This window comes from Enterococcus sp. AZ191 (assembly GCF_051713845.1).
GTDB classification, from domain to species: Bacteria; Bacillota; Bacilli; order Lactobacillales; family Enterococcaceae; genus Enterococcus_B; species Enterococcus_B durans.
The window spans coordinates 2688854-2713809 of the sequence record NZ_JBIOQS010000001.1 but is presented as its reverse complement, the minus strand read 5'-3'; the positions used below and the strand labels follow the sequence as shown (position 1 = coordinate 2713809).

At 39.1% G+C, this 24956-nt stretch carries 21 protein-coding genes and 2 pseudogenes; 19 read left to right on the top strand and 4 right to left on the bottom strand.

What is annotated here, in order from left to right; all coding sequences use genetic code 11:
• The first annotated feature begins 32 nt into the window (after positions 1-32).
• From IGI47_RS13165 to IGI47_RS13150, 4 genes are all read left to right on the top strand, one after another.
• Positions 33-1358 (top strand): Y-family DNA polymerase, encoded by a 1326-nt coding sequence (locus tag IGI47_RS13165; RefSeq protein WP_438784425.1) that lies wholly within the window; start codon positions 33-35, stop codon positions 1356-1358.
• Entirely contained in the window at positions 1351-1698 is a 348-nt protein-coding gene (locus IGI47_RS13160) for a hypothetical protein (RefSeq protein WP_438784424.1), read from the top strand. The genes IGI47_RS13165 and IGI47_RS13160 overlap by 8 nt, the downstream gene beginning before the upstream one ends.
• Positions 1695-1874: a hypothetical protein gene (locus IGI47_RS13155; protein WP_438784423.1), complete on the top strand. Its 180-nt coding sequence runs from the start codon at positions 1695-1697 to the stop codon at positions 1872-1874. The genes IGI47_RS13160 and IGI47_RS13155 overlap by 4 nt, the downstream gene beginning before the upstream one ends.
• A 245-nt stretch (positions 1875-2119) precedes the next feature.
• Positions 2120-2818, top strand: coding sequence for a hypothetical protein (locus IGI47_RS13150; RefSeq protein ID WP_438784422.1), 699 nt, complete (start codon positions 2120-2122; stop codon positions 2816-2818).
• Between the two features lie 33 nt (positions 2819-2851).
• On the opposite strand, the gene IGI47_RS13145 is transcribed toward IGI47_RS13150, so the two are convergent.
• Positions 2852-3532, bottom strand: a complete 681-nt coding sequence (locus IGI47_RS13145) for an IS6-like element IS1216 family transposase (protein WP_001015311.1) — start codon at positions 3530-3532, stop codon at positions 2852-2854.
• Positions 3533-3588: 56 nt separating this feature from the next.
• On the opposite strand from IGI47_RS13145, the pseudogene IGI47_RS13140 reads away from it, so the two are divergent.
• The 11 genes and pseudogenes from IGI47_RS13140 to IGI47_RS13090 form a co-directional block, all read left to right on the top strand.
• Positions 3589-5049 (top strand): annotated as a pseudogene (locus IGI47_RS13140) (BglG family transcription antiterminator); the annotation flags it as partial.
• A 20-nt stretch (positions 5050-5069) separates the two neighbouring features.
• Positions 5070-5372 carry a PTS sugar transporter subunit IIB gene (locus IGI47_RS13135; protein ID WP_081134657.1) on the top strand — a complete coding sequence of 101 codons (303 nt, stop codon included), beginning with the start codon at positions 5070-5072 and terminating at the stop codon, positions 5370-5372.
• Positions 5373-5395: 23 nt separating this feature from the next.
• Positions 5396-6685: pseudogene (locus IGI47_RS13130) on the top strand (PTS sugar transporter subunit IIC).
• A 24-nt stretch (positions 6686-6709) separates the two neighbouring features.
• Positions 6710-7030: a tetratricopeptide repeat protein gene (locus IGI47_RS13125; protein ID WP_438784421.1), complete on the top strand. Its 321-nt coding sequence runs from the start codon at positions 6710-6712 to the stop codon at positions 7028-7030.
• A 92-nt stretch (positions 7031-7122) separates the two neighbouring features.
• The gene (locus IGI47_RS13120) at positions 7123-7992 is read left to right on the top strand and encodes a class II fructose-bisphosphate aldolase (RefSeq protein ID WP_438784420.1); all 870 of its coding nucleotides are present in this window, start codon (positions 7123-7125) and stop codon (positions 7990-7992) included.
• Entirely contained in the window at positions 7976-8614 is a 639-nt protein-coding gene (locus IGI47_RS13115) for an AAA family ATPase (RefSeq protein WP_311930366.1), read from the top strand. Before IGI47_RS13120 ends, IGI47_RS13115 begins: the two co-directional genes overlap by 17 nt.
• Before the next feature lie 374 nt (positions 8615-8988).
• The gene (locus IGI47_RS13110; protein WP_311930365.1) at positions 8989-9282 is read left to right on the top strand and encodes a WXG100 family type VII secretion target; all 294 of its coding nucleotides are present in this window, start codon (positions 8989-8991) and stop codon (positions 9280-9282) included.
• A 206-nt stretch (positions 9283-9488) separates the two neighbouring features.
• Positions 9489-10652, top strand: coding sequence for a type VII secretion protein EssB/YukC (locus tag IGI47_RS13105; protein ID WP_438784419.1), 1164 nt, complete (start codon positions 9489-9491; stop codon positions 10650-10652).
• A gap of 24 nt (positions 10653-10676) precedes the next feature.
• Complete coding sequence (locus tag IGI47_RS13100; RefSeq protein ID WP_311930363.1) at positions 10677-10838, top strand: hypothetical protein; 162 nt, start codon at positions 10677-10679, stop codon at positions 10836-10838.
• Between the two features lie 99 nt (positions 10839-10937).
• Positions 10938-11876 (top strand): 2-dehydropantoate 2-reductase, encoded by a 939-nt coding sequence (locus IGI47_RS13095; protein ID WP_438784418.1) that lies wholly within the window; start codon positions 10938-10940, stop codon positions 11874-11876.
• A gap of 14 nt (positions 11877-11890) precedes the next feature.
• Positions 11891-12943 (top strand): PTS transporter subunit IIC, encoded by a 1053-nt coding sequence (locus IGI47_RS13090; protein ID WP_438784417.1) that lies wholly within the window; start codon positions 11891-11893, stop codon positions 12941-12943.
• A gap of 341 nt (positions 12944-13284) precedes the next feature.
• Here IGI47_RS13090 and IGI47_RS13085 read toward each other — a convergent pair whose 3' ends face one another.
• Both IGI47_RS13085 and IGI47_RS13080 read right to left on the bottom strand, forming a co-directional pair.
• The gene (locus IGI47_RS13085) at positions 13285-15444 is read right to left on the bottom strand and encodes a GH92 family glycosyl hydrolase (RefSeq protein WP_438784416.1); all 2160 of its coding nucleotides are present in this window, start codon (positions 15442-15444) and stop codon (positions 13285-13287) included.
• A 1-nt stretch (position 15445) separates the two neighbouring features.
• Complete coding sequence (locus IGI47_RS13080; RefSeq protein WP_311930360.1) at positions 15446-16492, bottom strand: GntR family transcriptional regulator; 1047 nt, start codon at positions 16490-16492, stop codon at positions 15446-15448.
• A 154-nt stretch (positions 16493-16646) separates the two neighbouring features.
• Between IGI47_RS13080 and IGI47_RS13075 the strand changes: the two genes are divergently transcribed.
• The 3 genes from IGI47_RS13075 to IGI47_RS13065 are packed head-to-tail and all read left to right on the top strand — an operon-like array spanning position 16647 to position 21495.
• On the top strand, positions 16647-17936 hold the full coding sequence (locus IGI47_RS13075) for a glycoside hydrolase family 125 protein (RefSeq protein WP_438784415.1): 1290 nt from the start codon (positions 16647-16649) through the stop codon (positions 17934-17936).
• Between the two features lie 10 nt (positions 17937-17946).
• Complete coding sequence (locus IGI47_RS13070) at positions 17947-20628, top strand: alpha-mannosidase (protein ID WP_438784414.1); 2682 nt, start codon at positions 17947-17949, stop codon at positions 20626-20628.
• A gap of 3 nt (positions 20629-20631) precedes the next feature.
• On the top strand, positions 20632-21495 hold the full coding sequence (locus tag IGI47_RS13065) for an ROK family protein (protein WP_438784413.1): 864 nt from the start codon (positions 20632-20634) through the stop codon (positions 21493-21495).
• 202 nt (positions 21496-21697) lie between these two features.
• On the opposite strand, the gene IGI47_RS13060 is transcribed toward IGI47_RS13065, so the two are convergent.
• On the bottom strand, positions 21698-22552 hold the full coding sequence (locus IGI47_RS13060; protein WP_438784412.1) for a pseudouridine synthase: 855 nt from the start codon (positions 22550-22552) through the stop codon (positions 21698-21700).
• A 206-nt stretch (positions 22553-22758) separates the two neighbouring features.
• Here IGI47_RS13060 and IGI47_RS13055 point away from each other — a divergent pair, with 206 nt between their 5' ends.
• Positions 22759-24930, top strand: a complete 2172-nt coding sequence (locus IGI47_RS13055; RefSeq protein ID WP_438784411.1) for a PBP1A family penicillin-binding protein — start codon at positions 22759-22761, stop codon at positions 24928-24930.
• Positions 24931-24956 lie beyond the last annotated feature (26 nt).

Here is a 24956-nt window from a genome sequence, read left to right as displayed (position 1 = left end):
TTGTATAATTGTGTTGGAATGGGGGGGATGTTATGATTGATTACTCAAAAGAGCCAGTCAATGATTACTTTCTAATCGACATGAAAAGCTTTTATAGTTCGGTGGAATGTGTTGAAAGAAACTTAGATCCTTTAACGGCTGAATTGGTCGTGATGAGTCGAGCAGACAACACTGGATCAGGGCTTACCTTAGCAGCTTCACCAACTGCCAAAAGTAAATATGGGATTACAAATATTAGTAGACCTCGTGATCTACCTTATCCTTTGCCTAAAGAATTACACATTGTACCACCAAGGATGAACTTATATATTAAAAAAAATATGGAAATAAATAGTATTTTTCGGCAGTACGTCGCAGATGAAGACTTATTGATCTATTCGATTGATGAGTCAATTCTAAAGGTAACAAAATTGCTGAACTTATTTACGACACCAGGTACAAGAAGTGAGAGACGAAAACAGCTCGCAAGACAGATACAGTTACACGTTTACCGTCAAACTGGTTTGATCGCAACTGTCGGTATTGGGGATAATCCGGTTTTAGCTAAATTATCCTTAGATAATGAAGCCAAGCATAATAAGGGATTTATAGCGGAATGGACGTATCAAAATGTACCAGAAAAAATTTGGGCGATTAAAGAAATGACGGACTTTTGGGGTATTGGATCACGCATGAAAAAAAGATTAAACCACATGGGGATTCTGAGTATTAAAGATTTAGCCAATTGGGACCCATACGCTCTCAAGAGGCAATTAGGGGTTATTGGACTACAGCTCTATTTTCATGCGAATGGGATTGATCGAACGGATATCGCAGAACCGCCAGAACCAACTAAAGAGAAATCTTATGGCAATTCTCAGGTACTACCGAAGGATTATACGAGGAAAGAAGAAGTTGAGATCGTTGTGAAGGAAATGGCGGAACAAGTGGCTGCACGTATTCGACAGCATAAGTGCAAGACTGGTTGCGTTCGCTTGTATATAGGTACGTCGATCCTGGAAACAAAGTCAGGGTTTTCGCACCAAATGAAAATCCCACTGACTGATAATACGAAAGAGCTTCAGTACTACTGCCTGTATTTATTCAACAAATATTATGATGGACAAGAAGTAAGGCACGTTGGAATTACTTACAGTAAGCTCGTTTATACCGATTCGCTTCAGCTAGATTTGTTTAGTGATCCACAGCAACAGATTAATGAAGAAAAACTAGATAAGATTATAGACAAGATCCGACAGAAGTATGGTTTTACGGCAATTGTTCACGCTTCTTCTAAGTTAGAAGGCGCACGTAGTATTACTAGAAGTACGTTAGTCGGTGGGCATCCAGGAAGAAATGGAGGGCTAAATAATGATTGAATACAATGATCGAGGACGTTTAAAATGGGCAGGATTTTATCTTTCAGATCACACAGAAAAGATCGATGCCGACGTCGAGCAACGTGCCAATCAAAATTTGGCCAAAGAACAGATGACGACTGAAGAAATTACGGAAGTGTTAAACGCTGCTGTCCTGAAAAGAAAAGTTGTTTGTATTCAAAAAGAAGAACGAGATTCTGAAGGCTACTATCCTGATGATATTATTGGTGAAATCAGAGGACATGATGAATTAGGAATATTTGTTGGTGATCATAAAGTTCATTATGATGAAGTACGCCATGCTGAGATTCAAGAGTTAGATAAATGGAGTCAATTATGAATATCATTCAGCAGTATGAGTTAGGGTATATTACTTTTGATCAGTTATTAGAAGATATTTGGGGTTATGATCAGCGATTAATCAACGATGTTGGTGTAGATTGCTTCAGTTTCTATATTGCTGCAAGTTCAAGCTATCATGACGATCAATACTATATATATCCATATGGACGATGATCCAATTAAATCCATGACAGTATGTAATTGATTTTTTAGGCAAGTAAGAGATATTACAGTGGTTTAGAATATTTGATATACTCTCATTATCAACGATGTTCTGTCGTTGTTCCCAAACTTTTCAATATTTTGTAGTCTTCTGTCCATAATAGGGCAGAAGTTTTTGTTTTTCTTCATAAATATTGAATCCATTTTTTTTAGTCGGTATAATTTTATTGTGAAATTATTTTTATCAGGAGGAGTCAATGAAGCGTTATCTTTTTTTGTTAGCAAGTATTAGTGTATTGTCTAGTATTAGTTTAGGGGAATCTGTATCTGCAGAGGAAATAAACACAGGAAATTCGACAGTTGTTACTGAAGAAACGATATTTTCTACTGAAGATACACAAGTGACCAGTGAGACACAATCTTCAATAGAAACAATAACTACTAACGAGACAAGTAATGTAGAACAACCACAAACAGCAATTATTAATGGACAAGAAGTTACACTGGAAGCGCCAGAAAAAGCAGGACAAAGTGAAGCGAATGCAACACAAGCGCCTAAAGAAGAATTAATGGATGATTCCATGAGCAGTAGTGCAAGAGCAGCAGTTAAAACGATTCCTATGTATCGTCTATTCAACCCTAATAGTGGGGAACATTTTTACACACGAGATACTGGTGAGCGAGATCATTTGAGAAAAATTGGTTGGAATTATGAGGGAATTGGTTGGCAAGCACCAACAAGCGGTGATCCTGTTTATCGTTTATACAATCGTTATAATGGGGAACATTTTTACACATTAAATGCGAAAGAGCGAGACAGCATTACAAAACAAGGCTGGACATATGAAGGAATTGGTTGGTACTCGTACAAAGGAGCGAATGGGATTCCAGTAAGTCGTTTGTACAACAAAAAAGTTAATTGGCATCATTATACGGGTTCTGTTGCAAAGTTTTAAATAAAGAATAAAATCCCTTACGGTATCTATGATTTAAGCTGGGATTCCCAATAATACCTTGATTTCAGTACAGACCGAAAACCCGAAGAGAGTGCCTTCTTTTCGGGTTTTCTTATATAATCCTCGAATGGCTTCCATGCCTTTAATCGTGGTAGAGGCAGTGCGTAAACTTCGATAGAATTTATTGCGTCTCTTTACTGGACGATGGTCTTGTTCAATCAAATTATTCAGGTATTTAATGGTACGATGTTCTGTCCCTTGATAAAAGCCGTATTCTTTTAGTTTCTTAAAGGCACTTGTAATAGAGGGGGCTTTATCTGTGACTACAACCTTCGGTTCATCAAACTGCTTCACTAACCGCTTAAGAAAAGCATAGGCTGCTTGTGTGTCCCGTTTTTTACGTAACCAAATATCCAAGGTTAAACCATCTGCATCGATGGCTCGATACAAATAATGCCATTTTCCTTTAATTTTGATGTACGTTTCATCCATTTTCCATGAATAAAAGGATTTTTTATTTTTCTTTTTCCAAATTTGATAGAGTAGTTTGCCATATTCTTGCACCCAACGATAAATCGTCGTATGAGAAACGTTAATGCCACGATCATATAAGATTTCTTGAACTTCACGATAGCTAAGGTTATAACGAAGATAGTAGCCCACAGCTACAATAATCACATCCTGCTGAAATTGCTTTCCTTTAAAATGATTCATCGTCATTCCTCCTGCTATCTTTTTCTATTATTCTACCTTATTTGATAGTAGATTTAAAACTTTGCAACAGAACCGATGAGATTTATAAAAGTCAACTTTTATTGCTCACATTGATCTGGATTCAGAGGGTGAAAAAGCATGAGTGGATCTCGACATTGACTTGGAAAAATTTTGATGATGAACAAGCAGATTTTTCTGAATTTATCGAGCAGATAAAACGAGAATTCCAGTTGGATGAGATTCCGCAGGTGGAACGTAACTACTTGCGATTTATGATCGAAACATTCAATTCACGAGATATTTCCAATACGTTTGAGTGGGTCCAAGCACAATTGTTGACGATTCAATTGATCCAGTTCGTTGAAAAATCAACAGCGATCCCCTTCCATCTAAAGGAAGAATTACTATTTGAGAATCTCTATAAGCACATCGCTGCACTGATCGTGAGGATACAAAACAATGTGCAAGTCATCAACCCGCTAAAAGAAAATATCCGTACGACATATGAACCGATTTATCGTGTGGTTGCTCAATTCATGCCCGTGATCGAGGAAGCAGCTTCTGGTAAAGTGATCGAAGATGAAATCGCCTTTCTAGTCATTCACTTTTCAACTATCGCTAGTGCACTTCGACAAAATGTCATCGCTAAGTACAGATCGGTGGTTGTCTGCAATCATGGGGTGGCTACGGGAAATCTTTTAGCAGAGAATCTCAAAGAAAAATTTCCACAAATCGAGGTTCTCGCAGTATTGAGTTCCAAAGAAGTACCATTAGTGGATAAATTAGACGTTGATTTGATTTTCAGTACCTTCAATTTGGCTTATCAAAGTAAACCGATGCTTGTTATTGATCCAATTTTAACTGAGAATAATCGGCCAATAGTAGCAGAATTTTTAAAAGTTCATCATAAATTTCAGCGCATAAGGCCTGAAACGAAAGAATCAACTAGCTTATTCACTGATATTTTAGCGATAGTAGAAGGAAGCGGAGGAAAGATTGATCGCTATATCTACTCTCGCTTAGAGACATTATTTGAAAAAAATGATTTAGAGATCAATAAAAGGGAGATTCAACCAATGTTAAAAGATATATTGACTGACAGTCATATTCTGATTCAAGAAAAAGCAGAAACTTGGCAGGAGACGATTGAATTAGTCGCTCAGCCCTTAGTAAAGGAAAACATCGTTGAACCACGCTATGTCGATGCGATGGTCCAGGCGGTAGAGGAATATGGTGCTTATATCGTGATTGGGAAGCACTTAGCGTTAGCTCATGCACGACCGGAAGACGGAGTGAATCAATTAGGCGTCAGTATCACTACGCTAAAACAGCCGATTGCTTTTGGAAATCAGGATATGGACCCTGTAAAAATCATTTTTTGCCTGGCTGCTGTAGATTCTTATTCACATCTGACAATCATGAAAGAATTGATTGAACTGATCAACAATGAGGAGAAATTAACCAAACTGATCAAATGCCAAACAATCGAAACGTTTAAAACACTACTGTTTCAGTAGTTAAAAAGGGGAAGAAGAAAATGAATAAACTGAATATTTTATTTGTATGTGGTGCAGGTTTAGGAAGTAGTTTTGCAGCTCAAATGTCCGCAGAAGATGTTTTGAATAAGTTAGGAGTGCAGGCTAAATTGGATCACTGTGATATTTCATCCGCTGTCTCCATGAGACCAGATGTGATTATCACTGCTGAGAATTTCCGCTCACAATTTGAAAAATTTACGCTTGATCCGAGTACTGCGATGGTTTATTTGAAAAATATCGTTTCAAAAAGTGAAATTGAAGAAAAATTAACGCCAGTTTTACTGAACAAGGGTGCTATCTAAAATACCATACAGGGGGAGAGACAATGGGCGTCATCAATTTTATCATAGAAAATATTTTGACACAGGCATCGATCACCATTGCGTTGATTGCGATGTTAGGACTAGTGTTACAAAAGAAATCCACTGGTTAGGTCATCTCGGGAACGTTGAAGACATTGTTGGGATTCCAAGTATTAAGTGCAGGTTCAAGCATCATCGTAGGGAGTCTGACCTACTTTGGTCAAATCTTTACCGAAGGGTTTCAAATGCAAGGAATCATTCCATCTATTGAGGCAATCAATGGACAAGCAATGAATGAACTAGGGCTAGGTAGAGATATTGCGTTAACTTTTTTAGCTATTTTTATTTTTAATATAGTACTGGCACGCTTTACAAAGTGGAAATATATTTTCTTGACAGGTCAAGCAATACTTTGGATGGCTACTATGACAACTGTTTTTGGTTATTTTGCTGGATTACGTGGACTTGTGCTGATACTGGTTGGTGGATTTATTGGTGCAATTTTTGCGATTGCCATGCCAGCATTGGCTCAGCCGATCATTCGTAAAGTCACAGGTTCTGATGACATTGCGTTAGGCCATTTTTGTACGATCGGATATTTGTTTGAAGCAGGAGTAGCCAAGCTTTTTGGTGAACGGGGCGAGAATAAAAAGTCGATTGAGGACATCAAATTACCTGCTCATTTTGAATTTTTACAAGATACCTACTTATCGGTCATGGTGGTCATGGTTCCTCTTTATATCATCACGGTATTGTTTGCTGGAGAATCATTTGCTGCAGAATTATCAGGAGGGCAAAATTACATTATGTTTGCTTTCTTACAAGCAATCCAGTTTGTTGTCGGTGTCTATGTTTTGTTAGTAGGTGTTCGATTATTACTTGGGGAGATCGTACCAGCCTTTCGTGGGATCGCAATGAAATTAGTGCCAGATGCCATCCCTGCTTTAGATTGCCCAGTGTTCTTTCCATATAGTCCGAATGCAGTGATCTTAGGGTTTATAACGACGACGATTGGGACAGTCATTGCAATGTTTACTTTACCATTGTTTGGATTAGCGATGATTCTCCCAGGGATGTTGACTAACTTTTTTGCAGGCGGTACAGCAGGAATCTTTGGAAATGCTGTTGGTGGACGACGCGGTGCCATCATTGGCGGGATTGCCCACGGATTTTTTATTACATTATTGCCTGCACTACTCGTAACGATCTTCAATTCGATGGGCTTCATCAATGCGACTGCAACAGATGTCGATACAGTCGCTGCAGCTTTATTCTATGCATGGATCTTAAGTCCTATCTTAAAAGTATTTTAAAAGGAAAGTAGGAAAAGAAAATGTTTGGGTTTAAAAAAAAAGAAAAAAGAAGTACCAAAAGAAATGTCTAGTCTTTCTGAGGAAGAATGTACTAGACTCCAGCAGAAAATCAAAAAGCTTGAGCAAGAACTTGCTAGTTGTGAAGAGTCAGAAAAACAGGCAAAACTATTTGAACAAATAGGGCTTGACTATGCTGATTTGGATGAAATCGAACAAGCAATTTCTGCTTTAGAAAACAGTTTGGCACATAAAGAAAGTATCGGAGATGGGTATAAGCGATTGATGTCCCTTTACAACAGAAAAAGAGGTGAGGCTGCGCGTAAAGGGGATGGATCAAGGGATTGATTATTATATGGGGAAAATGGACGATATGCGACAAATAGCCAAAAAAGTCACGATCAAAGGAAACAACTAATACGATAAAGGTGGATGAACAAATGTATACAACATTAAAAGAAGTAACCAAAACAGTAGAAGCATTGAATTTTACGGTAGGTGCCTTTAATACGCATAATCTAGAAATGTTGCCGGAAATGTTACGTGCAGCGAAAGAGATGGGGGCACCGATCATTATCCAAACAAGTGTCGATACGGCAAGATATATTGGGATGAATGTATTGGTCAATGTGGTAAAAACGATTGCCAATGAAGAAATGATCGATGCAGTTCTTCATTTGGATCATGCACGTGATTTTGACGATATCAAGCAAGCAATCGATAGTGGCTATACGTCCGTGATGTATGACGGCTCTCATTTACCTTTTAAAGAAAATATTCTAAAAACAAAAGCTGTGGTGGAATATGCCCATGTTCGCGGTGTTTCTGTAGAAGGAGAACTAGGGACGATTGGTGGTACAGAAGAAGGAATTCACGTAGCTGAGAATGATAAGATCTATACAAAACCAGCAGATGCGGTAGAGTTTGTGGCAGCAACAGGGGTGGACGTTTTAGCAATCGCAATCGGGACGAATCATGGTCAGTTCAAATCCAAAACGGAAGTGAATCTTCCATTATTAAAAGAAATAAACGCTGTAGTAGATGTTCCATTAGTTATTCATGGTGGAACAGGCGTAAAAGAAGAAGATTATCCAGAATTGATCAACAATGGTATTCGCAAATTCAATGTTGGAACAGAACTATTAGTAAACTGGACCAAAACAGCTAAAGCAACTTTCGGTGAAACAGAAATCAGCAAATCTTTGCGCTATAATGTTATCCCAGCCAATGAAGCAGTAAAGGAAATCATCAAACATAAAATCGGGTTATTTTTAAATGTAGGAAATGGGATCTATGCAGAAACAAAGTAAACGAAAAAAGTATTTCATTCTTTTGGCTGGGAGTCCTGGAACTGGCAAAACCTACTTAATGAGCAAACTTCGTGAACGATTTCCTACCATGTATACGATCACACTTGATGAAATCAAGGAATATTATGCAGAATCGCTTGGTTTTACTAATTTAAATGAACGAGCAGAACAAGAAAAAAACAAAGTCTATCCATTCTTTTATCGCGCATTGGAATTATATATGGAAGCTGGTAAAAAAGTGATGGTTTCCGAATATCCATTTAGTGACAAACAAAAGGAGAAACTGCAGTTTTTAGCAAAAAAATATGAGTATGAAGTGATTACCATTCGATTGGTCGCTGATTTTGAGGTTTTATGGGCACGTCGTCATCAAAGAGATCGCGAACCAGAACGTCATCTTAGTTATATCATGGATCATTACCACTATGGGGACCAGTTAGAAGATCGATCATTGGGCACGAATCACATCACAAAAGAAGCATTTAAAAAAATAATTAATGCGCGACAATATGATCGTTTCGCACTAGGAACCCTTTATGAATTTGATGTTACTGACTTTACCAAAGTAGATTATACACCGCTACTCGATCGATTAGAGTGGCAAGTTGCACATGATGAATGATCAAGAATGTCATTTTTGATGTACGTAAAGAAAGTGAAAAATCGGCAGGATAGCATGTATATGATTTAGCAAAAAGTCAATTTTTTTCTTACTAACTCTGAATAAACGGCGGGAATAGAAGTTGCCTCTTTTTGAGGAATACTTCATTCCTGCCCCTTTTTCTTTAATAATTCAGACTGTATTCATTCCAATTCTATTCTCCAAGCATTTTCTGCAACTAGGGAGAGTGAGACAAATCTAAAAATCAGTTTTGCTGCAGACTCTCGAATGAACGGCTTTTGTCTCGACCTCAAATAAAAAACAAAGAGAGGCGTATATTATTTTGAGCAATAAAATAGCAAGTGGATAGTCAACACGTTGAGAGGGGGAGAACGGTGTCAAGAATAATTGCAGTCACACCAGAACAGTTAAAATCTCAAGCAAAAGTTTATTCGCAAGCATCAACACAATTACAGGAGGCAATGCTAAGAGTCAATACGATGAATCAGCAAATTGCCCAAGAATGGAAAGGCCGAGCCTTTCAAGCATATCTTGAACAATACAACCAACTAGAAGGAAGTATCAAAAATATGGAGGAACTACTAAAAAACATTGATCGGCAACTAACGAATTACGCGACTACAGTTGCACAACGAGACCAAGAAGATGCGCATTCCTTTGGGCTTTGAACGTAGTCATGTGTGCATAGCGGCATAGCAAAATGAGTGAAAAAAAAGCTTTGTTAGGTACAGCTACAGTTGCCATCCTCTTTTGACTTAGTGGTAGTAAATAAAGCGATTCGACTGAGGGAAGAGAATGTCCTAGCTGATGATCCATTAGGAACTGGTGATTCTTTCGCAATAAAAGAAAGTTGAATAATCGAGGGGTTGGTGTTTTGAATGGACAAAACAAAAGCACAGAAGAACTTACCTTGCAAGAGACACAAGAGTATGTGGTGATAAATTTAAAAGAAACACAATATCAACTAGAAAGATTGGATCAATACCGTTTATTTTTAGAGAGACAAAAAAATTTCATGGTCGGGGAAATCCTCTCCTCTACAGAAGAAAAATTAGTGATCCGATATCACAAAGAAAAAGGTATGCAGTCTTTAGCACAAATAGGAAAGGGGATCGATCCTTACCAACGATTGGTGATTGCCCAAAAAATGGGAGATCTAGTGGGTTTCTTAGATAGCCCAGTTCAACCTTATCTCCATCCTGACAATTTATTTATTTTTGGTGAAGAATTGAGGATCGCACATCGGGGATTCATACAATCCGTAGTTCCTTATGTGATGGAGCAGTCCTTATTTATTAAACAGTATCGTGCACTGCTCCTGGCTATCTTGCATCCTGAAACTGATTATCGAGGATTGATGGAAGGCATCAGTGTATTTAGGGACGTTTTTTCCAAAAAAATACAAGAAGCAGGAACGATCAACGAGCTCCATCAATTGATAGGAACACGGATCGTCCAACAAAAAAACAAACGTCAAACAGAAAATTTTTTTGTGAAAAAGCGTAAGTATAGGTTATACAAATGGGGAATGGTGATATTTATTTTCCTGACAAGTTGTTTTATGGGAATCGTTGGCGACTATCAGCTAAAACGAATACCAACACTCGAACGTCTCAGCCAAGCAAAAGCATTGTTTATTGATGAGGATTATCCAGGTGTTTTAATGATGTTACGAGAGGATAAAATCGCTGATCTTTCGGAATCTACTCGATATGTATTGGCGGTAAGTTTAGTCCATGTAGCCACGTTAGCTGACAAACAAAAAAGAGAGATCTTAGAGCTACTATCAAAAAAAGCGAGTGATGATTTGGTGCTTTATTGGGTGTATATCGGGAAAGGCGCTTTAGAAAAGGCGTTAGAGGTCGCCAAGAGATCTGAAGATAAGCCGGCTATTTTATACGTCTATACCAAGTTATACGATGAGTCACAAACAAAGCAACAGATGGAGAGTAAGAAAAAACAGGAACTACGTACAGAGTATAAAGAAGCAATTGAGTACTATTCCGATTTAGTAGAAGGAAATTTTATCACTGACTAAAAAATCGTTCCAGTATTCCTATAGATGGTAAGCTCCATTCTTCGTTTCACTGATGGGATAAGAAGAAAGCCTGATTGGTCCTCTGAAATCGATGCAAATGAACGTCAACAGCAAGCTACAACAAAGGATGTCAAACTAAGCAATGGTACAACGAATGAAAGAATCATTGAAAATAGAACAAGATGAACAGTATCATTTATTCTAAAAAAATTTAGATAAATGACTAGTTGAGATTGTGAAGCAAATCCCACACGGGTATAATGTTCAAAAAAGGAGGAATAAGAAATGAGAATTGCTATTGCAGGTGCTGGCGCGATGGGCAGCCGCTTTGGTTTAATGTTGCAACAAGGAGGAAATGAGGTCTTGTTGATCGATGGGTGGGCAGAACATGTCCAACAAATCCAAGAACATGGACTAAGAGCGAACTACAACGGAAAAGAAGTAGTGGCCCATTTACCGATCCTTTTGCAATCAGAAGTAGGTGAATCTGACCAAGTTGATTTGATCATTTTATTTACGAAAGCGATGCAGTTGGAAAAAATGTTGAAAGACATTCAATCGTTGATCAAAGAAGATACGGAAGTATTGTGTTTGCTGAATGGTATCGGTCACGAAGATATCATCGAGAAGTTTGTTCCAATGGAGAATATCTATATCGGGAATACAATGTGGACAGCCGGTTTAGAAGGTCCAGGCCAAGTAAAATTATTTGGTGACGGTTCAGTCGAATTACAAAATTTAGGTGCTGGGAAAGAAGCAGCAGCGAAAGAATTGGCGCTTAAATTATCGGAATCTGGTTTAAACGCTAAATTCTCTGACAATATTCGTTATTCTATTTATCGAAAAGCATGTGTGAATGGAACGATGAATGGGTTATGTACGATCTTAGACGTGAATATGGCTGGATTAGGTAAAACCACGACCGCACATAAAATGGTTGAAACGATCGTCAATGAATTTGCGAAAGTTGCTGCATTTGAAAATATCCATTTAGATATCCCAGAGGTGATTGCACATTGTGAATCATGCTTTGACCCAGCAACGATTGGAATGCATTATCCTTCCATGTATCAGGACTTGATCAAGAATCATCGCTTGACTGAAATCGATTATATCAACGGTGCTATTTCTAGAAAAGGTAGGAAATATGGCATAATTACGCCGTATTGCGATTTCTTAACAGAACTTGTTCATGCAAAGGAAGATAGTTTAAATGTAAAATGAGGGAGCGAGATTATATGGAAGAGACAAAACATCTATCACCAAAAATTTTTCTAAATAAGGTACTGGCAGGAACCGCTACAGGAATCATCATTGGTTTGATCCCAAATGCAGTATTAGGAGCCATTTTAAAATATTTTAGTGATTATTCGATAGCAGTGACAATCGCACAAATGGCAGTTATTTTTCAGTTAGCAACGCCATTGATCATCGGCGGTTTGATTGCATTACAATTTGGGTTTAATCCAATGAAAATGATGGTAGTTGCCGGAGCAGCTTTTGTAGGTTCAGGGGTAGTCAAATTTGCGCCTGATCTTGGGGAAACAGGAACTTATGTAGGTTCTGGAACAGGAGACATCATTAACACGATGCTTACTGCCTCGATAGCGGTTCTTTTGATCTTATTGATTGGTGAACGTTTTGGCTCTGTCGCAATTGTATTGACGCCAATTGTTGTTGGGGTAGGAGCCGGTTTGATCGGGTATTACTTGTATCCTTATGTGACAGCTATTACTTCAGCAATCGGTACATTGATCAATAATTTTACCACGCTACAACCTCTATTGATGTCGATTTTGATTGGTTGTTCTTTCGCCTTTTTGATCATTTCACCGATTTCTACGGTAGCAATCGGTATGGCGATCCAATTAAACGGCGTTTCTGCTGGGGCAGCTGCTATGGGTGTTGCAGCTACTACAATCGTTTTAGTTGTGAATTCGTGGAGAGTCAATAAACCTGGAGTAACGATCGCCATTGCACTCGGAGCGATGAAAATGATGATGCCTAACCTGTTTCGAAAACCAATCATTCTAGTTCCATGTTTGGTCAGTGCGATGATTTCCGCTATTCCAGTTGCACTGTTTTCTATTTCTGGAACACCGTCATCTGCTGGATTTGGTGTCGTTGGCTTAGTCGGACCTTTAGCTTCTTTAGATGCAGGATTGAGTCTCGTTCTTACTATTGTATGTTGGCTAGTTGTGCCTTTGATTGCGGCTTTACTGACCCAATTCATCTTTGAAAAAGTATTGAAACTCTATGATAGAGAAGATGTATTTAAATTTTTAGGTTAGTCTGTGAAAAAGTCAGAAAAATTTCCAAGAATATCCACTGACGATAAACTCGTGGGGCTCTGATCAAAAACAATCAATAAGAGTTCTGCTACTGAAAACAAAAAGGTCGGTTGTTCGGATCAAGTGGAAAAGAAAGTGATTTTTTGCCTCACTTAAGACAGAAAATCTGTTGGAGCCATTCTTGGAAACCCTCTTGGGAAAATTTGGTTTAAGCACAGCTAATAATAAGCTTGGATGTTGATTTTTTCGATTATAGAAAGTTCTTCTATAGTGAATCAATCGTTCATCCAAGCTTATTTTATAGGGAGAATAGCAAAATAAAAGCTATCGTTTGAAAATGTTTAATCGATTTCCTCCGACAAGGAATAAGGTAGAGCACTTTCGTGGTGGTAGGCTGCGTTTGGCACAATACCTAATCTGTAAGAAATCGTTCCGCCTTCTAACAAGTCTTCGTGAGTAAAGAAAAGATCTGTGTGAGGGAGATTTTTTCTTTTTACTTCATGAATAAATTGATGCTGCGGCTGATTAGGTGACGTTTCGATAGTCAGCGTCTTTCCGTTGGATAAGGCAATGGTTGCTTTATCTAACAGTGGCATTCCAATGACGTATTCGCCTGTTCCTGGCGTTACAGGGTAAAATCCTAAGCTATTGAAGATATACCAAGCAGCCATGCTGCCATTGTCTTCGTCTCCTGGATAACCGGTCGGCGTATCATCAAAAGTCTGTGTCAACAATTGTTTGAGCAAAGGTTGAGCCATTTCTGGTTTTCCGATATAGCTAAAAAGATAAGGATAATGGAAACTTGGCTGATTCGAGATAGCTAACTGACCAAATTCGATAGCGGCCATTTCACTCATTTCATGGATCTCAAAACCATAGCCCCCCACTTCAAAGCTTGGTGCTTGGTTGCATAATTCGATCAATTTTTCTTCAAATTTTTGCTTTCCGCCATGGGATTTGATCAGGCCAGCGAAATCGTGGTAGACAGCAAAGCTACTTTGCCAAGCACTGCCTTCTGCATAATCTTGGCCCCAACGGATAGCAGAAAAAGGTTCTCTGAAGGTTCCGTCTACATCTTTGGCACGCATAAAACCTGTTTTTTGATCGAAAACATTTTGGTAATTCAATGCCTGCTGCTGATAATGCTGGTTGATTTTTTCTTTTCCTAGCACTTTAGCTACTTGGCTGATACAAAAATCACTGTAGGCATAATCCAGTGTATGGTTGATCGACTCATGATAAGTGCTTGGTACATACCCATATTTAAGATAGTCTTTTGTTCCTTGTCGTCCATAGTTTTGGTTCGCACTTTGAACAGTAGCACCTTTATGCATCGCTTTTAAGAATTTTTCCATCAAATCTTCTCGTATACCTTTCACCGCCGCATCTGCGATAACTGCATCGATCAATGTGCCTGGCATTAAACCACGTTCATCAGGCGAGAGCCACTTTGGTAAGAAGCCGGTTTCATTATAACTATTTAAAAAACCTTCGAGCATTTCTTCATATTTCTCCACGGCAATCAAGGAATAAAGAGGATAAACAGTTTTATACGTATCCCAAAAGCCATTATTTGTGTAGAGTGCACCATGCTTTACAGTGCGGCTAGTCGTATCATAATGGATTTTTTGACCATTAGCATCGATTTCATAGAAGGTCTGTGGGAATAAGAAAGTCCGATAGAGATTATGATAAAAGGTACGTGTTTGTTTTGGATCATGATGTTCGATTTTTATGCGATCAAAGTAGTCTTGCCACTGGGTTCGGCTATTTTTCAAATAATCAGCAGCTTCTTGATGAAGCTCTTGGTTCAAATTATAGTGAGCTTGTTCTTCACTTATAAAAGAAGTTCCCAGTTGAGCAACTAAATTCCTAATATCACCAAAATACAATGGAATGGAATCGGTTTGTTCACCGGAATTTGTTACACGAGTTTTCGCTAAGAGCGGCTGATTGAATTTTAGAACAAAATAAAACGTAAAATCAGGATCTTCTGAGCCGGCAAAATGCGTGATCTGGCCGAAAACGGTATGACTATCTTTCACATTTAGAGAATATTTTCCAGGAAAAGTCAGAAGTAAACCGCTTTCTTTTTCGCTGTAATCAATCGTTAAGATCCCACCATACATACTTGGAATGAGGGTCGATTGTGTTCCGTCACGCAATTGACGAATAGATACGTGTGTTGGTGCAAAGATACTTTCTTCTGGTCGATAAGAGCTTTGCGCATGGAATAACGTATTTTCTGGCAATTCCCCTGTGAAAGGGGTCATGACAAAATGACTGAAATCACCCATCCAAGGACTTGGCTGATGGGTAAGACGGTAGCCTTGAAACACACGATCTTCTGGATGGAACCACCAACTGCCTTTTTGATCTGTTGTTTGTGGTGCAAAATAGTTCATTCCAAAAGGAACGCCAGTGTAGGGCTGGCAATTCCCGTTGGAGAAATTTGGTTGATTCGCGGTACCGTGACGGGTATCGATTTGTTGGATGTCCATATTACATCTCCTTTGTTGAGTGTCGTTTGATAAATGAAACTGGATAACTACTATCAGCGGGTATCTCTTTTGTCTGTAGCCATTCAATGAGCGATCTTCCTGCAATTTCCCCTAATTTATGAAAATCCTGAGCTACGGTGGTCAATGGAGGATCGACCAGAGCAGCAGCCTGGATATCATCAAAGCCGATAACTGAAAAGTCATTAGGAATGTCATAACCATGTTGCTTCAAGTAGTTCATCGTTTGAATGGCGACAAGATCGTTTTCGCAGACAAAAGCTGTCACTTTATGGTCATTGACATAGTTCATCAAGGTATCGATCGTAGCACTTTTATCATCTAATGGGGTATGAAAAGGCAATCTTGCTTTATTCAATGCCTCTAAGTAACCCAAATAACGTTGGCGTACAGATTGTGGATGAGTCTGTTCGCCAAAAAGATACGCAATTTTTTGATGTCCTTCTTTTATTAAGTGTTCCGTAGCTAGAGAACCGCCTTGGAAATTGTCTGAAAGAACAGTAGGAAAAGGTAATTCATAGATTTTCTTATCTAAAATGACCACTGGAAATTGCTTCAATGAAAGTTCAAAGAGCAAATCGAGGTGATGATCTGTATCAAAAGCATAATAGATCAAACCATCAAATTCCTGCATAAGTTCATGTGCTGTTTTATTCGTGAGAAAATCTAGGGTAGTCATCATGACTTCCAACTGCTGTTCTTGCATGACAGGATTCAATCCTTTGGTAAAGTCACCTACGGAAAGATCTGACAAAAAAGGTAATAGGAATAAAATACGACTATTTTTAGGAAGCACTGCATGCTGTTCCACACTAGTTGTGGCCTTAACAAAGCTTCCTTTTCCACGTACCCGATAGATCAATCCTAATTGCTCTAATTCTGTAAGGGCTCGTTTCGAAGTGATTCGACTTACTTGATATTTTGCTGATAATTCTTTTTCTGTAGGGACTTGGCTATCGACTGGCAACGAACCGTCAGCAATAGCAGCTTTTAGATCATTGAATATTTTTTGGTATAACGGTTGATTCATAAAAAACACCTTCTTATATGATATATCATAGATAAATGATAGCATAAAAAAGGGAAAAGTAAATAAGAAAAATCTCATTTTGAAAGCGTAGACATTTTTCTGGCAGAGAGGTATAATTCGTTTGTGATATACCAAACCAGAAAGAGGGAAAATAATGGCTTATAAAGATATACCAAATTCAGTTAAACAATTTATGGAAGAAATAACAGAGAAATGCGGAGATAAACATGCGGATTGGGCGGAAAACTTTTCTGCGGCATTTGCGAATACACTGTTAACGACTGTAAAACGTCATGAGGATGGAACGACTTTCTTATTAACTGGCGATATTCCTGCGATGTGGCTACGTGATTCTACTGCACAGGTACGTCCGTATCTTGTACTGGCAAAAGAAGATGAAGATTTAGCCGACATGATCAGTGGGTTAGTTAAGAAACAGTTCAATTACATCAATATCGATCCTTATGCGAACGCATTCAACGAAGAGGCGAATGGGGCGGGCCACCAAAACGATCATACAGAGATGAATGACTGGATCTGGGAACGAAAATATGAAATCGATTCCTTATGCTATCCTGTGCAATTGGCCTACCTATTATATAAAAATACAGGACGCACAGATCAATTCGACGTCTCTTTTGTAGAAGGTATCAAAAAAATATTAGGCGTCTTCAAAACAGAGCAGGACCATGAAAAATCGCCTTATACATTTGTGCGTGACACGACACGCAAAGAGGATACTTTAGTAAATGATGGGCGCGGTACCAAAGTTGCGCCGACTGGCATGACTTGGTCAGGGTTCCGTCCTAGTGATGATGCATGCCAATACGGCTATCTAGTTCCTTCCAATATGTTTGCTGTTGTGGTCTTAGGATATATAGAAGATATCTTTACAAAGATTCTTTCAGAAGAAGCATTGGTAAAAGAAGCGAGAAAATTAAAGACAGATATCCAACAAGGCATTGCTGATTTTGCCTATACACTAAATAAAAATGGGGAAAAAATCTACGCTTACGAAGTGGATGGTTTAGGAAATACATCGATCATGGATGATAGCAATGTACCTAATCTGATCTCTGCACCATATCTAGGCTATGGTTCGATGGATGATCCACAGTACCTTGCAACCAGAGCGACTCTATTGAGTAAAGAGAATCCATATTTTTACGAAGGAGAATATGCGAAGGGAATAGGTTCTTCCCATACACCTGAAAACTATATCTGGCCAATTGCTTTGGCGATGGAAGGGATGACGACTAAGGATAAAGCAGAAAAAGAACGGATTTTAGATTTGTTAGTAGCGACAGATGCGGGGACACACTTGATGCACGAAGGCTTTGATGTGAACAACCCAAAAAATTACACGAGAGAATGGTTCTCTTGGGCAAATATGATGTTTTGTGAATTAGTCATGGATTATTTTGATATTCGAGTAGCGAAATAGGAGGAAGCAAATGAAAAAGAAAGTATATATCATTTCTCATAGTCATTGGGATCGAGAGTGGTACATGGTGTACGAACAACATCACATGCGATTGGTTGAATTAATGGATGATCTTCTGGAATTATTCGAAAAAGATCCAGAATTCAATAGTTTCCATCTTGATGGGCAGACGATTATTCTGGATGATTATCTGCAAGTTCGACCTGAAAAGAGAGAGTTGGTTCAGCAAGCAATCGCGGCAGGAAAATTACGGATCGGTCCGTTCTATATTTTACAAGATGACTTTTTGATCAGCTCAGAATCAAATGTGCGCAATATGCTGATTGGTATGGAGGAAAGTCAAAAATGGGGAACACCTGTCATGCTTGGTTATTTCCCAGATACCTTTGGCAATATGGGGCAAACACCGCAGATGATGAAACAAGCTGGATTAGAGGCAGCCGCATTTGGGCGAGGTGTTAAGCCGATTGGATTTGATAATCAAGTATTAGAAGCGGAAAATTACTCTTCGCAGTATTCTGAGATGTGGTGGAAAGGACCTGATCAAACAGAGATTTTTGGGTTGCTTTTTGCGAACTGGTATAGTAATGGCAATGAAATACCATCAGAAAAAGAAGCAGCAAAAGTTTTTTGGAAGCAAAAACTGGCAGATGCAGAACAGTATGCTTCGACAGACCATCTTTTGTTGATGAATGGGGTCGACCATCAACCAGTTCAGAAAGATATATCAAAAGCAATCCGTTTAGCAAATGAACTATATCCTGATTATGAGTTCGTCCATTCTAGCTTTGTGGATTATCTTGAGGCAGTCCAAAAAGATCTACCAAAAGATCTGGGGGCTGTTGAAGGTGAGTTGACGAGTCAAGAAACGGACGGATGGTACACTTTAGCAAACACAGCTTCAGCACGAGTATACTTGAAACAGTGGAACACAAAAGTCCAACGACAACTTGAAAATATTACAGAACCGTTGGCGACGATGGCATATGAGGTAACAGGAGAGTATCCGCATGATCAACTAGACTATGCTTGGAAGACACTGATGCAAAATCATCCTCATGACAGCATCTGCGGTTGTTCCGTCGATTCTGTGCATCGAGAAATGATCACACGATTTGAAAAAGCCAATGAAGTAGGGAAGTATCTGGCAGATGAAGCACTAAGACAACTAGGCGAAGTAATCGATACGAGTGGATTACCAGAAGCTAGTTATCCATTTGTTGTGTTCAATACTGCTGGATCGCCTAAAACAGGTGAAGCAGAAGTCAGCATCGAATTAGAAAGAAAACGGTTTGCAGAAGGAATACCAGAAGCACTTTATGCGGAATTGGAACAACGACCAAAGAAAGTGTATCATATCGAAACAGTCGACGGGGAAAAATTATCCGCATTGATCTCAGAAGAGAAAGTCGCGTTTGGTTATGACTTACCAAAAGATCGGTTTAGAGTACCATATATGGCACGAACGATCACAATTCGTTTACCTATAACTGAAATGCCTGCTTTTTCTTGGGAAACATTTGTTTTAGTTGAAGGGGCGGCCGAAGATCAAGCAGGTACGCTGATCGAAGATGCTGGACGAGTGCTGAAAAATGACCAAGTTCAGTTAGAGATCCAGTCAAATGGGACACTCACTTTGACAGACAAAGTCACTGGGGTTGTATTAGACGACTTATTAGTTTTTGAAGATGTCGGAGATGTCGGGAATGAATATATTTTCAAACAACCTGAGAATGACCAAGCGATTTTATCTAAAGAAATAAGCAATAGTACAATTGAAATCGTGACCGATACAAAAGAACTCGCACAAATCCGATTGACGCAAGAGATGGTGATTCCAGTTGCGGCAGATGAGCGTCTGGAAAAAGAACAAGAAATGGTCATCGAATTTCGGCATAGAAAAGCAGGGCGTTCCACAGAAACAGCGGTATTAGAGCTGACTACACTGATTACTTTAAGAAAAAATAGCAAGAAAATCGATTTTGAAACAACTGTGGATAATCAAATGAAAGATCACCGTTTGCGTGTCTTATTCCCGACAAAGTTACATGTGGAACAACATGAGGCAGATAGTATCTTTGAAGTAGTCACGCGTCCTAATACTGTCGCAAAAGATTGGGAAAATCCTACGAATCCACAACACCAGCATGCATTTACTCACTTAGAGGATCAAACGTACGGTGTAACAATTGGAAACTATGGACTGAATGAATATGAGATTGTCGATGACGGTGTGATTGCTTTGACATTATTACGTTGTGTAGGTGAATTAGGTGACTGGGGATATTTCCCAACTCCTGAGGCACAATGTTTAGGGGAACACCAATTTAACTATAGTATCGAAGTACAGCCAACGGCAGAAAAATTCGTTAGCTATCAGCATGCCTATACTGCACAGATTCCTTTCTCAACAAAACAATTAGCAAAACAAAAAGGAACACTTCCACAAAAAAATCAATATTTATCTTGTACAGGTGAAACGTTTGCAATTACAGCTTTGAAACGGAGCAAATTTAGTGATAAAGTAGTAGTAAGAGGATTCAATATGTCTAGTCATTTAGAAAAACTACAGATAGAAAAAAATGGTCAATCTGGACACTTGTTGAATCTACTTGAAGAAACATGGGAAGAAACGGTTGATCCAAATCTTAAGCCTTATGAAATTCGGACAATCGGATTTAAGGAGGAATAGCAAATGTATGGTGGGATAGAAGCAGGTGGAACAAAATTTGTTTGTGCGGTGTCTGATGAAGGCGTTATCGTAGAAAAAATCAGTATTCCTACAACAGCGCCGGAAGAAACATTGAAGCAAGTCTTTGATTTTTTCGATCAATATGAGTTAAAAGCGATGGGCATTGGTTCTTTTGGTCTTATCGGTATTGACAAGAATACAGATAGCTATGGCTATGTTTTAGCCACACCAAAAAAAGGTTGGACGAATTACAATTTTTTTGGGAGTATCAAAGACCATTATGATATTCCAGTTGCATGGACGACAGATGTGAATGCTGCAGCTTACGGTGAATTATTGAAAGGCGCGGCTATTGGCAAAAAAAGTTGTATTTATTTGACTGTTGGAACTGGAATTGGGGCAGGCGTAGTGATAGATGGAAACATCTTTTCAGGGATCGCACATCCAGAAATGGGGCACATTTGGGTCAAGAGACATCCAGACGATACGTATGAAGGGACCTGTCCTTACCATAAAGATTGTTTAGAGGGATTAGCCGCTGGACCTTCCATTGAAGCACGCACGGGGATCAAAGGCCAAGACCTTCCTCAAGATCATCCAGTCTGGGATATGCAAGCTTTTTATATTGCGCAAGCTTTAGTCAACTATACACTAACCTTGGCTCCTGAAAAGATCATTTTAGGTGGAGGTGTCATGAATCAGGACCACTTGCTTCACAAAATCCGTCAACAATTTGTTGAACTGATGGGTGGTTATATGGAAACACCACCAGTCAGTGAATATATCGTTCGTTGGGGACTGCCTAATGAGAGTGGCATCATCGGTAGTTTGTTATTAGCAGAGCATGAGTTAGCTCAAACAAAATAATCAGGGGATTTCTGTCCTCTAAAAAATGAAACCGAGGTCGAAATAAAAGTCGTTTAGGTTTGAGAAATTTGAGAAAAAACGAACAATACGTTTTTTGTATTGCTCGTTTTTTTGGTATTTCCGAAGAAACTGACTTTTGGCCGCCGTTTATTCGCGGGTCTGTGGCAAAACTGATTTTTAGATTTGTCCCAGACTCGTTTTTTTACCATAGACCAGGGGGTGCTGTTCCTATGATTTTTTCTTGAGTGAATGGGTGGGTCATATGCAGTTCTAAAGCATGAAGCATTAGACGTTTATCAGGACGCTCTTGATAAAGCGGATCACCAACGATCGGATGACCATAGTTTGCCAGATGTACTCTGATCTGATGAGTACGACCAGTTTCTAATACACAATAGACTTGGGTTTGCCCATGACTTACTTGGTTGACTGTCACACGTGTCAGTGCGGTTTGGCCATTTCTGTTATCGACGACTCGTTTTCTTCGATCATGACGATCACGTCCGATTTTGTCTTGAAGAACCAAGTCATGATTGATCGTTCCCCAAACAATTGCTTGATAGCACCGGTAGATTTTCTTTTGTTCTAACATTCTTCCTAAAATGGGCAAAACAAAAGGGTTTTTGGCAAATAAAATAGCGCCACTTGTTTCTTTATCCAAGCGATGAACGACATATGGCTGTTGTCCTTTATCTGCTAGATAGGCAGCCAGATGATTGAGCAAGGTATCATTTTCGGTGGGTTCATTGGGATGAGTTTTCATTCCAGCGGGTTTGTTGAGGATGATCAAATGGTCATCTTCATATAATGGATGGATATGTTGTGCCGCTCCTAGCTGGATTTGTTGATGGTGGTAGTCTGTTTCCTCGAAACGTAAGGTGATATGATCGCCCCCGTGAACTTCAAAATGAAACAAGGCTGGTTCTTGATTGATCCAAACATTCCGCCGTGTTCGTAAGAAATGGCGGACTTTTCTTGGAACAAGCCATTCTTGCTCTAACAATTCTCGAACGGTTGTTGTAGGATGGGTACTAGGTAAGGTAATCGTGATTTCCATAAATTTACTCCTTTTAGTCAAATGCAGTTTCATTGTATCATTTTTAAAATATATTTAAGAAAAAAATGAACGATTTCTGACATTTGGTATGCTAAACTAACGGCACGATTGCAAAAAGTCGATTTTATACATCTTAAGCAGGAAGTAACACAAAATAACTTGTGTTAAAATAAGGCGATTGAATCAAAAAGATAGGAGAAGTAACTATGGATTTTCAAAGCATTTTAAGGAAAATAAAAGCTGCTTTGATCAGTTTTTGGCAATGGATCAGACCTTATCTCGGACAGTTTCATCGATGGCGAAAACGGATTTGGAAAAAATACCACATCAATAAAGTCATTTTATTACTCGGGCTCATTGTTGTATTGATCACCAGTATCTATCTTTTTATTTTAGCAAAACAGTCAAATGTTGAGACACTGAAATCTGGCTTAAGCCAGTCAACAGTTATTTATGATAAAAAGAATGAAGAAGCAGGAACACTTTATGCACAAAAAGGAACGTATGTCGAATTACAAGCGATTTCCCCTCATATACAAGATGCGGTGATTTCAACAGAAGACCGAAATTTTTACCAGCACCATGGATTTGATATCAAAGGGATTGCCAGAGCAGCGGTGAGAATGGTTTTATCCGGAGGAACATCCGGTGGTGGCGGAAGCACGATCACACAGCAACTTGCAAAAAATGCGTACTTGACACTTGACCAAACCTTTGATCGGAAAGCAAAGGAACTTTTCTTAGCAATTGAAATCGAGAAGAAGTATAGCAAAGAAGAAATTTTGACGATGTATTTGAACAACGCCTATTTCGGTAATGGAGTGTGGGGAGTACAGGACGCTTCACGAAAATACTTTGGCGTTGATGCAAGCCAGGTAACGATCTCTGAGGCAGCAACCTTAGCGGGAATGCTAAAAGGTCCCGGAATCTATAATCCGATTGATCATCCGGAAAATGCAAACAATCGAAAAAATACCGTATTAAGTGTAATGGAAGAAAATGGGAAGCTGACAAAAGAACAATATCAAGCAGAAAGTCAAACCGATATCAGTCAATACCTCAACGACACATATGATAATTCTGAATCGGGTTATCGCTACCCTTATTATTTTGATGCGGTCATTGATGAAGCGGTAAAAGAGTATGGTTTAGATGAAGCGGATGTGATGAATAAAGGCTATAAAATCTATACCGCATTGGATCAAGACTATCAAAAACAATTAGAAGCAACATATCAAAATAATGACATATTCCCAGCCAATGCTGCAGATGGCGCAATGGTTCAATCCGCCTCCGTTGCTTTAGATCCACAAAATGGCGGCGTTGAAGCACTAGTTGGACGACGTGGGGAACATGTCTTTCGTGGTTTCAATTTTGCCACGCAAATGAAACGATCACCAGGCTCAACGATCAAACCACTGAGTGTCTATGCGCCTGCATTAGAAGCAGGTTATACACCGTCAAGTGTGTTGAGAGATGAACCACAATCGTATTACGATGCGCATAACTTTGATGGAACGTATCAAGGTAGTGTTCCAATGTATCAAGCAGTCGCCAATAGTTTGAACTTGCCAGCTGTTTGGTTGCTTCATGAGATTGGCTTGCAAAAAGGATACGACAAAGCAGAAGAATTTGGGTTACCTTTATCAAAATCAGACAAATACTATGGTCTGGCATTAGGTGGTCTGGAAAAAGGGGTATCACCATTGACGATGGCAGGTGCTTATAGTGCTTTTGCCAATAAAGGAAAAATGTATACACCACATTTAATCACTAAAATCGTTGATTCTACTGGTGCAGTGATCGTCGACAATACGAGCAAAAAGCCAAAACAAGTGATTTCTGAAGAAACGGCTGATCAAATGACAAGTATGCTTTTGGGTACATTTTCAAATGGAACAGCTGTTGCGGCAAATCCGGCCGGTTATACAGTGGCCGGAAAGACAGGAACTACTGAAACCAACTTTGATTCTACCAAAGCCAACGACCAATGGATCGTAGGATATACCCCTGATGTAGTGATTTCTACTTGGATGGGATACGAAGAATCGAGTGAGATCCACTATTTAGAAGGTACCAGTGGGAATGTTGTCGGGAGAGTCTTCAAGTCAGCAGCAGAAGGAATCCTTCCTTACACAGATAAAAGTAGTTTTAGTGTGGCGGATGCATATGCCACAGGCGGACAAGTCGTTGCTGCCGATCAAGTGAACAATAACACGCAATCTGACGGAGAAACGAGTCAGTGGCAAGATAACCTGAATCAGTATGGCGAGCAGGCAAAAGATGGCCTGAAAAAATTTGGCGATCTAGTGAAAGATGGTGTCAAAGGAGTCGGAGAAGCAGCCAAGGATCTTTGGCGTAAATACCAAGGAGAGTAGACTCTATGAAAACGGATAAACAAATG